The sequence below is a fragment of the Sphingomonas sp. Leaf25 genome, from assembly GCF_001421635.1.
Classification (GTDB): domain Bacteria; phylum Pseudomonadota; class Alphaproteobacteria; order Sphingomonadales; family Sphingomonadaceae; genus Sphingomonas.
Genome location: NZ_LMKU01000012.1, coordinates 341,860 through 358,959, shown reverse-complemented (window position 1 = coordinate 358,959; position 17,100 = coordinate 341,860). Strand labels below are relative to the sequence as shown.

Sequence of the window (17,100 nt, the reverse complement as noted above, 5' to 3'; positions counted from 1 at the left end):
GGGAGGAGCGGCGGGCCGGCACCGCGAAACACGCAGCCGCACGGTTCCAAACAACCCCGCCAAGGTTGACACACGCGCCCGCCCATGGCCGAGATGCCGCGCATGCAGCCACCCCGGTCGCGCGGCCCCAAGCGCATTACCATCGTCGACGTCGCCGCGCGCGCGGGCGTATCCACCAAAACCGTCTCGCGCGTGCTGAACGGCGAACCGCATGTGAAGGAAGCGGTGCGCGACAAGGTGCGCGACGCGGTCCGCGCGCTCGACTATCATCCCAACGTCATGGCGCAGGGGCTGGCGCGGCAGCGATCGCATCTGATCGGGCTGGTCTACGAAAATCCCTCGCCCAGCTACACCGTCGAATTGCAGATGGGCGTGCTCGACCGGCTGCGCGGGGAGCCGTACCGGCTGGTCGTGCTGCCGGTCCGCTCGATCGCCGACCATGCCGACGAAGTCGTGGGCCTGCTCCGCTCGGCGGCGGTCGACGGCGTCGTCCTCGCTCCGCCGGCGTCGAACGACCGCCGCATTCTCGACGAGCTGGTCGGCATCGGCATGCCCTTCGCCCGGATCGCGCCGACCCGCTGGGACGATATAGTGCCGGGCGTCACGCTCGACGATATTGCCGCCGCGCGCGACATCGCGGCGCATGTGCTGGACCACGGCCACCGCCGCATCGCGATCATCAAGGGCGATCCGACCCATACCGCCAGCGACGCGCGGATGACGGGATACGAACAGGCGTTCGCCGCCGCCGGCGTCGCGATCGATCCCGCGCTGGTGCTCGACGGCCGCTTCACCTTCGATTCGGGCTTCACCGCCGCGCGCGCGCTGTTGGCGATGGATCAGCCGCCGACCGCGATCCTCGCCCAGAACGACGACATGGCCGTCGGCGCGCTGATGGCCGCGCGCGAAGTGGGGATCGAAGTGCCCGCCCAGCTCTCGATCGTCGGCTTCGATGATTCGGAAATCGGCCGCATCGCCTGGCCGCGCGTCACCACCGTGCGCCAGCCGGTGTTCGAAATGGCGGTCAGCGCCACCGGCCTGCTGCTCGACCAGTTCGCCGGCGTGGCGGTGCCCGACGTCCTGCCGCACGACCACCGCCTGATCGAACGGGACTCGGTGCGAAAACTTGGATGACGCTTGTCTCGAAGGCGGTGCCGGCCCGCTCCCCCTCCCGGCCACCCACAGCGTATCCTGAATGGGTGGTCGGGAGGGGGAGCGGGCCGGCACCGCATCCACGTAAGTGGATCAGACCCTAGCGCGCACGCGATACAGTCAATACAGCGGCTTGTCTGAACCATGGTCCGGCCCCCGGCCCATGACCGACAGCCAGGGATCGGCCCGCGTCGCCCGCCACCGCGCGGTCGGGGCCACAGGGTAAGGAATGCGGCGAATGACCGACGACACGCAGATGATGGAAGCACTTGAGGCGCGGGTGCGCCGCCGCGAAGGGCGCCGCGACTTCTTCCGCACCATGGGGGCCGCCGCTGCGATCGGCGGCGGCATGGCGCTCACCTCGTGCGGCGGCAACGATGATTCGGGCGGATCGCCCACCCCCTCGCCGACCGCCACCGCCACCGCGACCCCCACGCCGACGCCCACCGCGACGTCCAGCAGCGGGCTGACCGACGGCGATCTGCTCAATTTCGCGCTCAACCTCGAATATCTCGAAGCGCAATTCTATGCCTATGCCACCACCGGCACCGGGCTCGACGCGACGCTGCTGACCGGTCCTACCGGCACCACGCCGGGTGCCGTCACCGGCGGCCGGCAGGTGACGTTCACCGATCCCGTCGTCGCCAATTTCGCGCGCGAGATCGCGGCGGACGAACGCGCCCACGTCCAGTTCCTGCGCGCCGCGATCGGCGCCACCGCCATCCCCATGCCCGCGCTCGACCTGTCGGCGACCGCGACCAGCGCGTTCTCCAACGCGGCGCGCGCCGCCGGCCTGATCGGCGCGGGCCAGGCGTTCGATCCGTATGCGAACGAGAACGACTTCCTCCTCGCCGCCTATCTGTTCGAGGATGTCGGCGTCACCGCCTACAAGGGCGCGGCGGCGCAGCTTTCCAGCGCGGTGGTACTGCAGGCGGCGGCCGGCATCCTCGCGGCGGAGGCGTATCACGCGGCGATGATCCGCACGACGCTCTATACCAAGGGGCTGACCACGCCGTCGCTGATCGACGCCACCGAAAAGATTTCGGACGCGCGCGATTCGCTCGACGGCGCGACCGACCTCGATCAGGGCGTCCGCGCGATCGGCAACGTGTCGAACATCGTGCCGCTCGACGCCAACGGCCTCGCCTTTGGCCGCACCCCGCAACAGGTGCTCAATATCGTCTATCTCAACAAGGCTTCGGTCAGCCTCGGCGGCTTCTTCCCCGCCGGGGTCAACGGCACCGTCAAGACCAGCGCCGCGAACTGAGCCCGGAGTATTTCACGATGACCAACGATCCGATCCTTCAGGTGCTCGAAGCCGCCGACGTGCGCCGCGCCCATCGCCGTGACTTCCTGCGCGCCGCCGGTGGCGTCTCCGCCGCCGTGGCCGGAGCCTCGCTGCTCGCCGCCTGCGGTGGCGGCAACGACAGCAACCCCGCGCCCACCCCCACACCGACGCCGTCGCCAACCCCCACGGCAACCGCCACCGCGACGCCCGCGACCGATGCCGACGTGCTGAACTTCGCGTTGAACCTCGAATATCTCGAAGCGCAATTCTACTCGTTCGCCGCCACCGGCGCGGGCCTGCCCAACACGTTGTTGACCGGCACCGGCACGCAAGGCGCGGTCAGCGGCGGGCGGCAGGTGAACTTCACCGACCCGCTCGTCGCGCAATATGCGCGCGAGATCGCTGCCGACGAACGCGCCCATGTTGCCTTCCTGCGCTCGGCGATCGGCTCGGCGACGGTCGCGCAGCCGGCGATCGACATCGGCGTGACCGCCGCCAGCGCCTTTTCGGCCGCCGCCCGCGCGGCGGGCATCATCGGCGCGAACGCGGCGTTCGACGTCTATGAGAACGACGAATCCTTCCTGCTCGGCGCGTTCCTGTTCGAAGACGTCGGCGTCACCGCCTACAAGGGCGCGATCGCCTTCCTGACCAACAAGACCTATATCGACGCGGCGGCGGGCATCCACGCGGCGGAGGCGTATCATGCCGGCCTCGTCCGCTCGGTGCTGTACCGCAAGGGCATCGCCGCCCCGACGCTGATCGAACGCACCGAACAGATTTCGAACGCGCGCGATGCGCTCGACGGCGCGCTCGATCTCGATCAGGGGGTCCGCGCGGTCAACAACGCCTCGAACATCGTGCCAACCGACGGCACCGGCCTCACCTTCACCCGCACGCCGGCGCAGGTGCTGAACGTGGTCTATCTGACCAACCAGTCGGTCGCACAAGGCGGGTTCTTCCCCGCCGGGGTCAACGGTCTGCTCAAGACGAGCGGCGCGAACTGACCGATCACCCGGAGGGACCGACGATGGCACCGCCGCCCGCCGCGAACGATGCCGTGCCCGATCGCCGGCCCAGCCTCCCCGGTTCCTTCCGCACGGTCGCCGTGCCGGAAGGGGCCGGGCAGTTCTGGCGCAAGCTCGGCGCCTTTGCCGGCCCCGGCTATCTCGTCGCGGTCGGCTATATGGACCCGGGTAACTGGGCGACCGACATCGCCGGCGGGTCGGCGTTCGGCTATACGCTGCTCTCGGTCGTCCTGCTGTCGAACATCATGGCGATGGTGCTGCAATCGCTCTCGGCCAAGCTCGGCATCGTCACCGGGCTCGATCTCGCGCAGGCGTGCCGCGAATATTACTCCAGGCCCGTCCGCTGGGTGCTGTGGGGCTTGTGCGAATTCGCGATCATCGCCTGCGATCTGGCCGAGGTGATCGGCACCGCCATCGCGCTGCAACTGCTGTTCGGCATTCCGCTGGTGTGGGGCGTGTGCATCACCGCGCTCGACGTGATGCTGATCCTGCTGCTCCAGCAATATGGCTTCCGCAAGCTCGAAGCGTTCATCGTCGCGCTGCTGCTCATCATCGCCGGCTGTTTCGCGGTGGAGCTGTTCCTCGCGCAGCCTTCGCTCGCCGGCATCGCGCGCGGGCTGATCCCGACGACCGAGATCGTCACCAATCCGGCGATGCTCTACATCGCGATCGGTATCCTCGGCGCGACCGTGATGCCGCACAACCTCTATCTCCACTCCTCGATCGTCCAGACGCGCAGCTTCGATCGATCGCCGGAAGGGCGACGCGAGGCGGTGAAGCTGGCGACGATCGACAGTTCGATCGCGCTGATGCTGGCGCTGTTCATCAACGGCGCGATCCTCGTGCTGGCCGCCGCCGCGTTCCACACCGCCGGGCGCACCGACGTGGCGGAAATCCAGGACGCCTATCAACTGCTGACGCCAATGCTCGGCGCAGGCGCGGCCAGCATCCTGTTCGCGGTCGCGCTGCTCGCCTCGGGTCAGAATTCGACGATCACCGGCACGCTCGCCGGGCAGATCGTGATGGAGGGCTTCCTCAACCTGCGCTTCCCGGCATGGCTGCGGCGGATCGTCACCCGGCTGATCGCGATCGTCCCCGCCGTCGTCGTCGCCAGCCTGTATGGCGAAAGCGGCACCGCGCAACTGCTGGTCGGCAGCCAGGTGGTGCTCAGCCTGCAACTGCCCTTCGCGGTCTATCCGCTGGTCCAGTTCACCGGTGACAAGGGCAAGATGGGGCCGTTCGCCAATCGGCCCGTTCTCGCGGTGGCGGCATGGACGATCTGCGCGGCGGTCATCACCCTGAACTCGATCCTGCTCTATCAGGTCATGACCGGCTGACCTGTCCTACAGCGGGCGATCGGGGTAGAACGCACGGGCGCTGTCGAGAGAATGCCGCCAAGCCCTTGTAGAACAACGACCGGCCCGTTCCCGTAGCATTGTGCGTAGTGTAAACTTTGTAAACTTCGCCATGGACAGCAATTCGGGTTGCGCTATGCAACGTATATGGCGCTTCCTCCCCTGTTCGACCGGTTGGCCCTGCCCGTCGTGGCATCGCCGATGTTCATCCTGTCCGCCCCCGAACTGGTCATCGCCCAGTGTACCGCCGGCATCGTCGGGTCGTTCCCGGCGCTGAACGCCCGGCCGCAGAGCCAGCTCGACGAATGGCTGCACCAGATCACCGAAGCGCTCGCCGCGCACGACAGCGCCCACCCCGACCGCCCGTCCGCGCCCTATGCCGTCAACCAGATCGTCCACCGCTCGAACGATCGCCTCGACGCCGACGTCGCGACCTGCGCCAAATGGCAGGTGCCGATCGTCATCACCTCACTGGGCGCGCGCGAGGAACTGAATACCGCCGTCCATGGCTGGGGCGGCATCACCCTGCATGACGTGATCGACGACCGCTTCGCCCACAAGGCGGTGGAAAAGGGCGCCGACGGGCTGATCCTCGTCTGCGCCGGTGCCGGCGGCCATGCCGGCCGGCTGAACCCCTTCGCCTTCACCCAGGAAGTCCGCCGCTGGTTCGACGGGCCGCTGCTGCTGTCGGGCGCGATCGCCAACGGCGGCGCGATCCTCGCCGCCCAGGCCGCTGGGGCCGATCTCGCCTATATCGGCTCACCCTTCATCGCGACCGCCGAGGCCCACGCCGTGCCCGCCTACAAGGATGCGATCGTCGCCGGCCACGCCGCCGACATCGTCTACACCAGCGCCTTCACCGGGGTGCATGGCAACTACCTGCGCGGCTCGATCGTCGCCGCCGGGCTCGATCCCGACGCCCTGCCCGAACGCGACGCCACGACGATGGACTTCGCCGCGAGCACGGCCAAGGCATGGAAGGACATCTGGGGCGCCGGCCAGGGCATCGGCGCGGTCGACGCGGTGGTTCCGGCCGCGACCCGTATCGCGGCGTTGGCGGAAGAATATCAGGCCGCCCGTGCCCGGCTAAGCCTATAACGCCAGCGCCAGCCGGTCGAACATCGCCCGTGCCGGACTGGCCGGCGGCGGTCCCTCATGCGCCCGCTCGATCCGCTCGACGCGGCGGTACAGGTCGATGCTGGCGGCCACCAGCGTCCGGGTGCCGTTTGGCATCGCCTGCAACACTCGCTCCTCGGTCCAGGGCGCCGGCCCCAGCAGCCGCGCCGGATCGCGTGCCGCGACCGCGCTGATCTCGCCCGCCGCCACCGCACGCTGCGTCAACAGCCATGCGATGACGTGCATCAGCCGCGTCGTGATTTTGAGCGACTCGCACGAAAACACCACCCGCGTCATCGGATCGAGCATCGCCCGCTCGCCGCGCCCGCCATCGTCGAAATAGGCGCGCGCCTCGTCGGCCAGCACCATCGCCTCGACATAGAGCGAATCGACCAGACGCCGCTGAACGACGGCCGAGCTGCTGTGCGTTTCCATGAGGCGAAGGATGGCATGCCCGCCCCCACCACGAAACGATTCGATCGGTGGACCGTCGGCGCCAACTGTCCCCGAACGTGACGATCAGGCGATGATGTCAGGGATCAACTGGTCCTCGATCGCCGCGATCTCGTCGCGCAGCCGCAGCTTGCGCCGTTTCAGCCGGGCGAGCTGCAACTGATCGGCCGCCCCGGCCCCCGCCAGCGCGGCGATGGCATCGTCCAGGTCGCGATGCTCGACACGCAGCACCGCCAGCCGCTGTTCAAGGTCCGATTCGTCCATTGCCGATCCGTCACTCCATTGGCCCCGCGCAACACTCTATCCGCGATTCCTGCACGTCGCACCGAAAATGGCACCTACGATGGCGACAATCGTCAACTCGTGTGTTTTACTCCATGCCCCATCAAGCAAGCAGGAGAATGGATCGATGCAGACCGGCCACCTCAACGCTCTCGAAGCGAAGCACGCCACGCTCGACCGCCAGATCGCAATGGAAACCCAGCGCCCCTCGCCGGACCAGAGCCTGTTGTCGTCGCTCAAGAAGCGCAAGCTGATGGTAAAGCAGGAGATGACGTCCATCTGACGCCATCGGCGCGGGACCGCCCCGGTCCCGCGTCCATACTCCCTATTCTTCCCGCGAAACCTTTTCCTGCCGTTCGTGGCGGCTCTGCGCCTCGACGGTCATGGTTGCAATCGGACGGGCCTCCAGCCGGGCCAGCGCGATCGGCTCGCCGGTGACTTCGCAATAGCCATATTCGCCATCATCGATCCGGCGGATCGCCGCCTCGATCTTGGAGATCAGCTTGCGCTGCCGGTCGCGAGTGCGCAGTTCGATCGACCAGTCGGTTTCGCTCGACGCACGGTCGGTCAGGTCCGCCTCGCGCAGCGATTCGTTCTGGAGATGCGCCAGCGTTCCCTGCGCCTCACGGTGGATCGCGTCCTTCCACGCCAGCAGCTTGGCCCGGAAATAGGCCTGCTGCCGCGGGTTCATGAACGGTTCGTCGTTATGCGGACGATAACCGCTGCCGTCGTCGTTCACCGGCGGCGGCATATCGAGTGGTTGTGTCGTATCGCTCAAAGCCGTTGCCATCCCCAGTCTCCGCTCCGGTATGCCGCCGAACGCCACCGGCGAAGGTCCCGACCCGTCTTTTCCCGCGGGCCTATATCGGGCGGGGCGTTCGACCACAAGCCGCGCAGAACGCACGGGAATGATCGCCGGCCGACTCGTCGCCGCCTGGCCCACCGTTTGTCGTGGTCGATCACCCCGAGTCGAAGCGGCGGTATGAAAACCGCTCTATTCCCATGTCTCTTTACGGCACGTTAACCATTACAACCCGCTGGCAAGGCGGGGACGTCCATACTAACGACGCCTGATCGTGGTTAAGGGTGTTGAACTTTACGCTTTGTTTCGTCTTGGTGAGCCATGGCCGCAGGGGTCATGGAATCGCCGCGGTCACGGGGCGGGTAGGGAAAGAGTGGAACGGCATGTCGGTTAAGATGGCATTGGCAAAGCTCTGCGCTTGCGCTTGCGGTGGCGCCGTCATCGGCGGCGGTGCGGTGCATGTCGCCGAATCCTCCCCCCATCGCGAGATTACCAAGCGGGCGATCACCAAGCGCGTCGTGACCAAACGGGCAGTGGCACAGCGTCAGGCGCGCCAGCGCGTGGTCCGCCGCGTCGTCACCCGGACGCAGACGACCTGCGCCCCGGCGGTCGTGACCGTCGCCAGCCAGGGCGCGCCCGTGCCGCTGCCCCCCGCCTTCCTCGGCGCGGAAATGCCGATGCTGTCGGGCGGCGGTGGCGGCTTCGGCGGGGCCGGCCCGGTGCTGGTCGGCGGCACCGGCGGCGGTGGCTTCGGCGGCGGCGGGTTCTTCGCGGGCGGCTTCTTCGGTGGCGGATCGTCGGGCGGCGGGTCGAGCGGGATCGTCGTCTCGTCGACGTCGAGCACCAGCGGCGGGTCGTCCTCGACCTCCTCGGGTGGCTCGTCCAGTTCAACCTCGTCGGGTGGGTCGGGCGGATCGTCGACCTCCTCCGCATCGGGTGGCTCAGGCGGTTCCGGCGGATCGTCGACCAGCACCGGCGGCGTATCGAGCACCAGCAGCACGTCGTCCGCCTCGGGCGGGAGCAGCGGGAACGTCTCGTCCTCGTCCAGCGGCAATGTCTCATCCTCGTCGAGCGGCAACGTTTCCTCGTCGGCTTCCTCGAGCGGCGACGTATCGTCGTCGGCCTCGTCCAGCGGCGACGTGTCGTCCTCGACCTCCAGCTCGTCGAATGGATCGTCGACCAGCACCTCGTCCTCGTCGAACGGCTCGTCGACCTCGACCAGCACGTCCTCGTCCTCGAACGGATCGTCGAGCAAGGGCTGGAGCTCGAACGGCGGGTGGAGTTCGAATGGCGGCAGCTCGTCGCACGGTGGCAGCTCGACGAGTTCGGGCGGGCCAACCCCGGTTCCCGCCCCGCCGATGCTGCTGCTGTTCGGTGCCGCCGCCGCCGCGCTGGTCGCGCGCAAGCGTCTCGCCAAGTCGAAGACATCGACCGCCTGAGCCGCACCGGCAGCGGAGTCGAACGGGCCGCGCGATCACTCGCGCGGCCCGTGTCGTGTCGGCCAATACCAGACCTTTGCGGTCGTTCCCGCGCAGGCGGGCACCCATCAACGCATCGGCTTAGATTCGATCGGGGCAGTCGGCGTGTATAGATTCCCGCCTGCGCGGGAATGACGAGAAAGTTCGAGGCCAGATTTCCTCTGTCGAAGTGGAATGGCTTCCCAATCTGCTCCCCTCCCTNGGGTCGGCCCGAGAGGAAACGTAAGCGCTCCACAACCGGCCTACCCACCCCCAAACCCCTCCCTGACAAGGGAGGGGAGCCGCCAGGAGCCATCGTCTGGCTAGGTTGTGAACCCATAAACCGAGGACGACCAAGCCCGCGCTTGGAGCTGACTTACGGAACTGGAATGGGGACCAGCGGAGAGAACTCCGAGAGGTTTCCGAAGCAGGCCGCTAGGATTCTGGCATCTTGATTGCCGTGATCTGCGTATAGGCGAGAGCAGTATCGGATGACTCTGGATCGGAGCTCTGGGTTTCGTGCGACCTCGAATTCCCGAAGTGATAGCCTACTCTGATCGACCATCTTCTGCTGCGCTTTCGAGATTGTCAGAGCGAAAAAGACGTTCTGAACGGCCTCGTCCTGCTCACGTGCGCAATCTGGGGCGATGGTTCGGTTTCGATAACAGTAGATGTAGCCGCGTTGTCTCAGCGCGTTCAGCCAAGCCTGATCTCGAAACATGCCCGGCCACATTGGCGGAAGAAGCCTGTTGCCGATCTGTTGAGCTTGGGAAACTTCCTGCGCGGACGGTCTTGGTGCTGGTTGCGGTCCGGCGATCAGGACGCCGAGCACGAAGCCGACAGCGGTTCCCAAGGTTAGCGACACGAGGTGAACGGCTCTCATCCGTCAACTATGCAGGATTGCTGCCGATCGGCAATGCAAGGCTGCTGCTAGCTTCCAGAACCGACATGTGATTCAGCGTCGACATGAGCCGATATGACCTTACCGACTTTGAATGGCGCGTGATCGAGCCGCTGCTGCCCGACAAGCCGCGAGGCGTGCCGCGCGTCGACGACCGGCGCGTGCTGAACGGCATCTTCTGGGTACTGCGCTCCGGTGCGCCGTGGCGTGATCTGCCCGAGCGCTATGGCCCGCGCACCACCTGCTACAACCGCTTCGTCAGATGGCGGAAGGCGGGCGTGTGGGACCGGCTGATGGACGCCATCACCGCCGCGCACGATGGCGACATCCAGATGATCGACAGCACCTCCGTTCGCGCGCACCAACAGGCCGCGACGGCAAAAAAGGGGGTCCAGATCACTGTCTCGGTCGATCACGCGGCGGCCTCACGACCAAGATCCACGTCGTCGTCGACGCGCAGGGCCTCCCGATCCGGCTCGGTCTGACTGCCGGGCAGACGCATGATGGTCAGATCGCCGACGCACTTCTCGACCAACTCGGCCCGCGCACGATCGTGCTGGCGGACAAAGCGTACGATGCCGACCGCATCCGCGCGTTGATCCAGGATCAGGGCGCCACGCCCAACATCCCACCGAAGAGCAACCGCAGGTGGAAGCCGTGCTTCAGCAAGCGGCTCTACCGAGAGCGCAACCTCATCGAGCGGTTCTTCTCCAAGCTGAAGCACTTCCGCCGTGTCGCCACCCGCTACGACAAGCTCGCCGCCAACTTCCTCGCCATGGTCCAACTCGCCTCGATACGCCTTTGGTTGCGAGCTTATGAGTCTACAACCTAAATGTCGATCGGCCCTAGGCGTTGGTGAGCAGCTTCTCGATCTGATCGACCGGATGGCCGGTCAGGTCCTTGTCCAGCTCGCCCGCCAGCTTCGCGCTGACGCTCTGATGGTAATGTTTGCGCATCTCGCCCAGCGTCTTGGGCGGCGCGACGACGATCAGCGTCTCGAACTCGTTGGCGAGCGCGCGGCGCTTGAGTTCCTCGGCGGCCTGCGCGGCGAAACGATCCTCGGCCTGCTGATGGTAATCGGTCTCGCCGATGCTGCCGCCGCCGCTGGCGAAATTGCCGCCCCGGATCGACGATCCCTGTCCGGCGGCGTCGGTCTTCTGATGACGGTCGGCGGGATTGGCCTGCTGCTGCTGATCCTCGACGATCAGGTTCGGCGCATCGGCATCGCCCTTGTTGCGGAAGAACAGCATCTTGCGCCCGTCGGCGACCAGCACGCAGGCGTCATGGGGAATACGCATCACTCTCGCTCCTCTTGTGGCTTCGGGTGGGGGAACGCGCCGGGGGCGATACCGGTTGCGGCTTGCATGGGTGGGGATCGCCAGCCATAGCCCGGCGCATGCACGACATTCGCCTGATCCGCGACGATCCCGCCGCCTTCGATGCCGCCCTCGCCCGCCGTGGCCTTGCCGGCCGATCGGGCGAGCTGGCGGCGATCGACGAGCGACGCCGCGCGCTCCAGACCGAACTTCAGACCGGACAGGCGCGCCGCAACGAGGCGTCGAAGGCGATCGGCGCGGCCAAGGCCCGCCGTGACGAGGAAGCCGCCGCCGCGTTGATGGGCGAGGTCGCCGCGCTCAAGGACCGCATGCCCGCGATCGAGGCCGAGGAAGCGGCACTCGCGCAGGAGCTGACGCACGCGCTCGAAACCATCCCCAACCTCGCCCTCGCCGACGTGCCGCAGGGCGCGGACGAGGACGACAATGTCGTCGAAAAGACCGTCGGCGATCCGGCGAGCTTCGCCTTCACGCCGCGCGAGCATGACGCGATCGGCCCGGCGATCGGCCTCGACTTCGAAACCGGCGCGCGACTGTCGGGCGCGCGCTTCACGCTGGTGCGCGGCGCCGCTGCGAAGCTCCACCGCGCGCTCGGCCAGTTCATGCTCGACACGCTGACCGGCATCCATGGCTATGAAGAGGTCGTGCCGCCGGTGCTGGTGCGCGAGGCCGCCCTCTATGGCACCGGGCAATTGCCGAAGTTCGCCGACGACCTGTTCCGCACCACCGACGACCGCTGGCTGATCCCCACCGCCGAGGTATCGCTGACCAACATCGTCGCCGGACAGATATTGCCCGAGCGCGAACTGCCGCTGCGCTTCACCGCGCTGACGATGTGCTTCCGTTCCGAAGCGGGCGCGGCCGGGCGCGACACGCGCGGCTTCATCCGCCAGCACCAGTTCGAAAAGGCCGAGATGGTGTCGATCACCACCCCCGACCAGTCGGAGGCCGAGCATGAGCGGATGACGCAGGCGGCCGAGGATGTCCTGAACCAACTCGCCCTCCCGTTCCGGCGGATGAAACTGTGTACCGGCGACATGGGCTTTTCGGCGGCGCGGACCTATGACCTCGAAGTCTGGCTGCCGGGGCAGAACCGCTACCGCGAGATTTCGAGCTGTTCGACCTGCACCGATTTCCAGGCGCGGCGGATGAATGCGCGCTACCGGCCCGAGGGGGAGAAGGCGACGCGCTTCGTCCATACCCTCAACGGATCGGGGCTGGCGGTCGGCCGCACGCTGGTGGCGGTGCTCGAAAATTACCAGCAGGCCGACGGGTCGGTCGTGGTGCCCGACGCGCTGCGGCGCTATGTCGGGAGCGAGGTTCTGACACCGGCCGGCTGACGCCGACGCGAACCGGAGCGGTCATGGGGGGACCAATGCAGCCAGTCACCAAACGCATCGCCGCGCTGTCGCTGGCAGCCGCGCTCGCCGGCTGCATCCCGCCCGGCCCCGACCGGATGGACCCCGGCGTGCAGCCACCGCAGCGCGGCCCCCTCGCCGCGCCCGGCACCCCGCCCGCCACCGAATCGAAGGGCGACGGCGTCACCGCGCTCCCCTCGCCCCCGCCGGCATGGGAGGCGCGTCGCGTCGTCGCCAGCGCGCGCACCGTCGCGAATGGCAGCTATGTCGTGCGGCCGGGCGATACGCTGCGCGGTGTCGCCAACACGACGGGGGCCGGATCGGAAGCGATCGCCCGCGCCAACAATCTGCCGCCGCCCTTCACCATCCGCGTCGGCCAGCGGCTGACGATCCCCGGCGGCCGCTATCACGCCGTCCGCGAAGGCGAGACGGGCATCGCCATCGCCCGCGCCTACGGCGTCGACTGGTCGCGGATCGTCACCGCCAACGCCCTTGCCGAACCCTATATCCTGCGCACCGGCCAGCGCATCCTGATCCCCGGCGACGCCGCGCCGCGCTCGGCAGCCGAACGTGCCGCCGCCTTCCGTCTCGACATCGACGACATCCTGACCGGCGGCGAACCCGCGATCGAGGCGGGCGAGCGCCCCGTTCGCCCCGTCACCTCGCCACGCCGCGTCCTGCCCTCGACCGCCGTCGTCGCCGCGCCGAGCATCACGCCGGGCGCGTTCGCATGGCCGGTCGACGGCCGCGTCCTGAAACGCTTTGGCGCAGGCGACAGCGGCGAGCGGACCAACGGCATCAAGATCGGCGTGCCGCTCGACACGCCGGTCACGGCGGCGGCGGACGGCACCGTCGCCTATGTCGGCACCGGCGTGCCCGGTCTGGGCGGCGTCGTCATCATCCGCCACGGCGGCAACCTCGCCACCGTGTACGGCCATGCCAGCCAGTTGCTGGTCCAGCGCGGACAGGCGGTGAAGCGCGGGCAGAAGATCGCGCTGTCGGGCGATTCGGGCTATGCCGACCGGCCGCAGGTGCATTTCGAGATTCGCAACGGCCGCACGCCCGTCGACCCGCTGGCACGACTGCCCCGGCGATGATCCGCGCCCGGGGAAAGGCGATCCTGCGCCAGTCCTCGCCGCTCCCGGTCTGGGCATCGATCCTGTGGCGGGTCGTGGCGGTGCTGACATTGGTCGGCATCGCCGTCGGCGTCCACTGGTTCGATCGCGCGGGACTGCGCGACACCTACGACAATCAGGTCAGCTTCGTCGACGTCATCTATTTCACGATGATCTCGATCACGACCACCGGCTATGGCGACATCGCACCCGTGAGCGAACGCGCCCGGTTGTTCGACGCGCTGATCGTCACGCCGATCCGGGTGTTCGTCGTGCTGCTGTTCATCGGCACCACCTATCAATTCGTCCTGCGACGTAGCTGGGAGCGTTGGCGCATGGCCCTTCTGCAACAGAAACTGACCGGCCACATCATCGTCGCCGGCTTCGGCCGGACCGGCGCGGAAGCGGTCGACGAACTGATCGCGCGCGGCGAGGAGCCGCGCCGCATCGTCGTCATCGATCCGCTGGCCGCGAACATCGCACGCGCGCAGAAACTCGGCTGCATCGTGCTGGAGGCCGATGCGACGCGCGACGCGACGCTCACCGACGTGCGGATCGCCACCGCCCGCGCGCTGATCGTCGCCACCGGCCGCGACGATACCTCGATCCTGGTGACGCTCACCGCCCGCCACCTCGCCCCCGACGTGCCGATCAGTGTGATCGTGAAGACCGAGGACAATGAGTTTCCGGCGCGCGCCGCCGGGGCGACCACGGTCATCAACCCGGTCAGCTTCGCCGGGCTGCTGCTCGCCGGATCGTGCCGCGGGCCGCACATCGCCGATTATCTGCTCGACCTCGCCTCGATCGGCGGCACGGTCGCGCTGGCGCAGCGCCCCGTCGCCGAGCATGAGATCGGCCAGCCGCTGTCTGCGATCACCACCGGCATCGGCCTGCGCGTCTATCGGGGCGGGGGCGCGGCGCCGCTCGACAGCGTCGAGGCACGGCACCTCGAACGCGGCGACATGATCGTCGAAGTCGTGAAGCGATAATCCCCGCCGCCGGGCGCACGTTCTTCCCGTCGGGGCGAGAGGTTCCGCCGCCCCCTATTATTTTTCGGCGAAACGCTTATGTGCCCATGCGATCATGGCAACTCGACTTCCCTCGCCCCCCCGTGTCGGGATGGTTTCGCTCGGCTGTCCGAAAAACCTCGTCGACAGCGAACGCATCCTGACGAAACTGCGTAGCGACGGCTATGCGATGTCGCCCGACTATGCCGGGGCGGACGTCGTGCTGGTCAACACCTGCGGCTTCCTCGATTCGGCCAAGGAGGAATCGCTTGAGGCGATCGGCGAGGCGATCGCCGAGAACGGCCGGGTCATCGTCACCGGCTGCATGGGGCAGGAGGCCGACACGATCCGCGCCCGCTTCCCGCAGGTCCTCGCCGTCACCGGCGCGCATCAATATGAACAGGTGGTCGAGGCGGTTCACCAAGCCGCCCCCCCGATCCCGTCACCCTTCGTCGACCTCGTCCCCGAAAGCGGGCTGAAGCTGACGCCGCGCCATTACAGCTATCTGAAGATTTCGGAGGGCTGCAACCACCGCTGCTCGTTCTGCATCATCCCGTCGATCCGCGGCGACCTCGTCAGCCGCCGGCCCGACGCGATCCTGCGCGAAGCCGAAAAGCTGGTCGCCGCCGGCACGAAGGAACTGCTGGTCATCAGCCAGGACACCTCGGCCTACGGCATCGACATCCGCCGGACGCCGCGCCCATGGAAGGGGCGCGAGGTCGTGCCGCACATGACCGATCTGGCGCGCGAGCTGGGCCAGATCGCGCCATGGGTGCGGCTGCATTATGTTTACCCCTACCCGCATGTCGATCAGGTCATCCCGCTGATGGCTGAGGGGCTGGTCCTCCCCTATCTCGACATTCCGTTCCAGCATGCCGCGCCGAACGTCCTGCGCGCGATGAAGCGTCCGGCGAACGACGCCAAGGTGCTCGAACGGCTGCGCGGCTGGCGTGAGGTCTGCCCCGACATCGCGATCCGCTCGTCGTTCGTCGTCGGCTTTCCGGGCGAGACCGAGGCGGACTTCCAGTATCTGCTCGACTGGCTCGACGAGGCGCAGCTCGACCGCGTCGGCGCGTTCCGTTTCGAACCGGTGGAAGGGGCCGCCGCCAACGCGCTGCCCGATCCGGTGCCCGAGGAAGTGAAGGAAGAACGCTACGCCCGGATCATGGAGCGGACCGCCGCCATCTCCGCCGCGAAACTCGCCGCGAAGATCGGCCGGACAATCGACGTCATCATCGACGAGGTCGGCGACGAAGGCGCCACCGGCCGCAGCACCGCCGACGCGCCGGGCATCGACGGCGAAGTGTTCCTGCGCGACGCCGCGCATCTGACCCAAGGCGACATCGTGAAGGTCGAGATCGAGGACGCCGACGATCACGACCTCTATGGCGTGCCGGTAACGCACTAAACCGCACCGTCACCCCGGACCTGTTCCGGGATCCACGGTGCTGCGATCGATGCCGCCCGAGGCACGATCGACAGCGCGTGCGGCCAGATGGACCCCGGAACAAGTCCGGGGTGACGAAGGAAGGCAGCCCGTTCGATCAAGCGCTGCACCAGTATCGCCGAATGTCGCTTTCGGCCTAGACCCGAATGGCTCCCCTCCCTGACAGGGAGGGGCCGGGGGTGGGTCGGCCCGCGAGGAACGATACGTATTCCACGGTCGCGTGGCCCGTCCCACGCTTGCGCGCATGGCCACCCCCGCCCTACATCGCGGCGATGACACCGACGATCATCGCCGACCGGGGGCAGGACGCCCGCGCCATCCATCTGATCGACCGCAGCGGCTTCGACACCTGGCTCGCCCGGCAACCGTCGCGTGTCCGCGCCGCCGGCACCGCGCAGCGACTGGTCGCCAAGCCGGGCAAGACCGCGATCCTGCCCGGCGAACAGCCCGACGATTGGTCGGTCGCGACCGTCGTCGCCGATAACACAGCGCTGTCGCCATGGTGCCTCGCGCACCTGCCCGCGCTGCTGCCCGCCGGCCACTACCGCCTCGCCGGTGGCACCCCCGGCGCGGCGAAGCTCGGCTGGGCGACCGCGCAGTACCGTTTCACCCGCTACCGCAAGGCCGAGGACGATGCCTCGCGCATCCTCCTGTCGAGCGAACCCGCGCATATCGACGAAGCGCTGCGACAGGCACGGGCGACCGCGCTGGTCCGCGATCTCGTCAACACCGCCGCCGCCGATCTCGGCCCCGCCGAACTCGCCGCCCACGCCCGGCAGCTTGCCGACCGCCACGGCGCGACACTGACCGTCACGCAGGGCCGCGAGTTGGAGTCGGGCTATCCGATGATCCACGCCGTCGGCAAGGCGGCGGCGAAGGGCCGCGAACCCCGGCTGCTCGAACTGTCATGGGGCAATCCGGCGCATCCGCGTATCGCGATCGTCGGCAAGGGCGTGTGTTTCGACAGCGGCGGCCTCGACATCAAGCCGTCGGCGGGCATGCGGCTGA

General features: G+C 67.8%; 16 protein-coding genes and 1 pseudogene. 12 read left to right on the top strand and 5 right to left on the bottom strand.

The window, feature by feature from the left end; translation table 11 throughout:
- Positions 1 to 102: 102 nt before the first annotated feature.
- The 5 genes from ASE78_RS06280 (at position 103) to ASE78_RS06260 (ending at position 5,918) form a co-directional block, all read left to right on the top strand.
- Positions 103 to 1,134, top strand: a complete 1,032-nt coding sequence (locus tag ASE78_RS06280) for a LacI family DNA-binding transcriptional regulator (RefSeq protein ID WP_082448406.1) — start codon at positions 103 to 105, stop codon at positions 1,132 to 1,134.
- 256 nt (positions 1,135 to 1,390) lie between these two features.
- A complete protein-coding gene (locus ASE78_RS06275) occupies positions 1,391 to 2,419 on the top strand; it encodes a ferritin-like domain-containing protein (protein WP_056494616.1) in 1,029 nt (342 codons plus the stop codon).
- A 17-nt stretch (positions 2,420 to 2,436) separates the two neighbouring features.
- Complete coding sequence (locus ASE78_RS06270; RefSeq protein ID WP_056494614.1) at positions 2,437 to 3,444, top strand: ferritin-like domain-containing protein; 1,008 nt, start codon at positions 2,437 to 2,439, stop codon at positions 3,442 to 3,444.
- A 23-nt stretch (positions 3,445 to 3,467) separates the two neighbouring features.
- Positions 3,468 to 4,802, top strand: a complete 1,335-nt coding sequence (locus ASE78_RS06265) for an Nramp family divalent metal transporter (protein WP_056494612.1) — start codon at positions 3,468 to 3,470, stop codon at positions 4,800 to 4,802.
- Between the two features lie 165 nt (positions 4,803 to 4,967).
- The gene (locus ASE78_RS06260) at positions 4,968 to 5,918 is read left to right on the top strand and encodes an NAD(P)H-dependent flavin oxidoreductase (RefSeq protein ID WP_056494609.1); all 951 of its coding nucleotides are present in this window, start codon (positions 4,968 to 4,970) and stop codon (positions 5,916 to 5,918) included.
- Here the strand turns inward: ASE78_RS06260 and ASE78_RS06255 are convergent.
- Together ASE78_RS06255 and ASE78_RS06250 are read right to left on the bottom strand one after the other, a co-directional pair.
- Positions 5,913 to 6,371 (bottom strand): DUF1465 family protein, encoded by a 459-nt coding sequence (locus ASE78_RS06255; protein ID WP_056494606.1) that lies wholly within the window; start codon positions 6,369 to 6,371, stop codon positions 5,913 to 5,915. The two genes, ASE78_RS06260 and ASE78_RS06255, sit on opposite strands and share 6 nt — an antisense overlap.
- An 84-nt stretch (positions 6,372 to 6,455) precedes the next feature.
- Complete coding sequence (locus ASE78_RS06250) at positions 6,456 to 6,653, bottom strand: DUF465 domain-containing protein (RefSeq protein ID WP_055756491.1); 198 nt, start codon at positions 6,651 to 6,653, stop codon at positions 6,456 to 6,458.
- Positions 6,654 to 6,798: 145 nt separating this feature from the next.
- Between ASE78_RS06250 and ASE78_RS18235 the strand changes: the two genes are divergently transcribed.
- Positions 6,799 to 6,954, top strand: a complete 156-nt coding sequence (locus ASE78_RS18235) for a YdcH family protein (protein ID WP_082448339.1) — start codon at positions 6,799 to 6,801, stop codon at positions 6,952 to 6,954.
- Between the two features lie 42 nt (positions 6,955 to 6,996).
- Here the strand turns inward: ASE78_RS18235 and dksA are convergent, their stop codons facing one another.
- Complete coding sequence (gene dksA, locus ASE78_RS06245) at positions 6,997 to 7,422, bottom strand: RNA polymerase-binding protein DksA (RefSeq protein WP_230770007.1); 426 nt, start codon at positions 7,420 to 7,422, stop codon at positions 6,997 to 6,999.
- 595 nt (positions 7,423 to 8,017) lie between these two features.
- The gene (locus tag ASE78_RS06240) at positions 8,018 to 8,890 is read right to left on the bottom strand and encodes a hypothetical protein (RefSeq protein WP_200911002.1); all 873 of its coding nucleotides are present in this window, start codon (positions 8,888 to 8,890) and stop codon (positions 8,018 to 8,020) included.
- Between the two features lie 1,006 nt (positions 8,891 to 9,896).
- Between ASE78_RS06240 and ASE78_RS18230 the strand changes: the two genes are divergently transcribed.
- A protein-coding gene (locus tag ASE78_RS18230; protein WP_156351304.1) for an IS5 family transposase occupies positions 9,897 to 10,663 on the top strand; the annotation gives its coding sequence in 2 pieces (ribosomal slippage) (positions 9,897 to 10,221 and positions 10,221 to 10,663; 768 coding nt in all).
- Between the two features lie 13 nt (positions 10,664 to 10,676).
- Here the strand turns inward: ASE78_RS18230 and ASE78_RS06225 are convergent.
- Positions 10,677 to 11,129 carry a host attachment family protein gene (locus tag ASE78_RS06225; RefSeq protein ID WP_056494597.1) on the bottom strand — a complete coding sequence of 151 codons (453 nt, stop codon included), beginning with the start codon at positions 11,127 to 11,129 and terminating at the stop codon, positions 10,677 to 10,679.
- 98 nt (positions 11,130 to 11,227) lie between these two features.
- Here ASE78_RS06225 and serS point away from each other — a divergent pair, with 98 nt between their 5' ends.
- The 5 genes and pseudogenes from serS to ASE78_RS19465 form a co-directional block, all read left to right on the top strand.
- Positions 11,228 to 12,505, top strand: coding sequence for a serine--tRNA ligase (gene serS / locus ASE78_RS06220; protein ID WP_056494594.1), 1,278 nt, complete (start codon positions 11,228 to 11,230; stop codon positions 12,503 to 12,505).
- A 35-nt stretch (positions 12,506 to 12,540) separates the two neighbouring features.
- On the top strand, positions 12,541 to 13,620 hold the full coding sequence (locus ASE78_RS06215; RefSeq protein ID WP_200911001.1) for a M23 family metallopeptidase: 1,080 nt from the start codon (positions 12,541 to 12,543) through the stop codon (positions 13,618 to 13,620).
- On the top strand, positions 13,617 to 14,627 hold the full coding sequence (locus ASE78_RS06210) for a potassium channel family protein (RefSeq protein WP_056494591.1): 1,011 nt from the start codon (positions 13,617 to 13,619) through the stop codon (positions 14,625 to 14,627). Before ASE78_RS06215 ends, ASE78_RS06210 begins: the two co-directional genes overlap by 4 nt.
- Positions 14,628 to 14,721: 94 nt before the next feature.
- Positions 14,722 to 16,053, top strand: a complete 1,332-nt coding sequence (gene rimO, locus ASE78_RS06205; protein ID WP_056494588.1) for a 30S ribosomal protein S12 methylthiotransferase RimO — start codon at positions 14,722 to 14,724, stop codon at positions 16,051 to 16,053.
- 311 nt (positions 16,054 to 16,364) lie between these two features.
- A pseudogene (locus ASE78_RS19465) lies at positions 16,365 to 17,100 on the top strand (leucyl aminopeptidase family protein); the annotation flags it as partial.

Bases quoted from the DNA above. Each gene is read 5' to 3' on its own strand.
- ASE78_RS06250 (WP_055756491.1), bottom strand. From the start codon at position 6,653: ATGGACGAATCGGACCTTGAACAGCGGCTGGCGGTGCTGCGTGTCGAG.
- ASE78_RS06215 (WP_200911001.1), top strand. From the start codon at position 12,541: ATGCAGCCAGTCACCAAACGCATCGCCGCGCTGTCGCTGGCAGCCGCG.
- ASE78_RS06255 (WP_056494606.1), bottom strand. From the start codon at position 6,371: ATGGAAACGCACAGCAGCTCGGCCGTCGTTCAGCGGCGTCTGGTCGAT.
- ASE78_RS18235 (WP_082448339.1), top strand. From the start codon at position 6,799: ATGCAGACCGGCCACCTCAACGCTCTCGAAGCGAAGCACGCCACGCTC.
- ASE78_RS06225 (WP_056494597.1), bottom strand. From the start codon at position 11,129: ATGCGTATTCCCCATGACGCCTGCGTGCTGGTCGCCGACGGGCGCAAG.
- ASE78_RS06260 (WP_056494609.1), top strand. From the start codon at position 4,968: ATGGCGCTTCCTCCCCTGTTCGACCGGTTGGCCCTGCCCGTCGTGGCA.
- ASE78_RS06210 (WP_056494591.1), top strand. From the start codon at position 13,617: ATGATCCGCGCCCGGGGAAAGGCGATCCTGCGCCAGTCCTCGCCGCTC.
- ASE78_RS06270 (WP_056494614.1), top strand. From the start codon at position 2,437: ATGACCAACGATCCGATCCTTCAGGTGCTCGAAGCCGCCGACGTGCGC.
- serS (WP_056494594.1), top strand. From the start codon at position 11,228: ATGCACGACATTCGCCTGATCCGCGACGATCCCGCCGCCTTCGATGCC.
- ASE78_RS06280 (WP_082448406.1), top strand. From the start codon at position 103: ATGCAGCCACCCCGGTCGCGCGGCCCCAAGCGCATTACCATCGTCGAC.
- ASE78_RS06265 (WP_056494612.1), top strand. From the start codon at position 3,468: ATGGCACCGCCGCCCGCCGCGAACGATGCCGTGCCCGATCGCCGGCCC.
- rimO (WP_056494588.1), top strand. From the start codon at position 14,722: ATGGCAACTCGACTTCCCTCGCCCCCCCGTGTCGGGATGGTTTCGCTC.
- dksA (WP_230770007.1), bottom strand. From the start codon at position 7,422: ATGCCGCCGCCGGTGAACGACGACGGCAGCGGTTATCGTCCGCATAAC.
- ASE78_RS06275 (WP_056494616.1), top strand. From the start codon at position 1,391: ATGACCGACGACACGCAGATGATGGAAGCACTTGAGGCGCGGGTGCGC.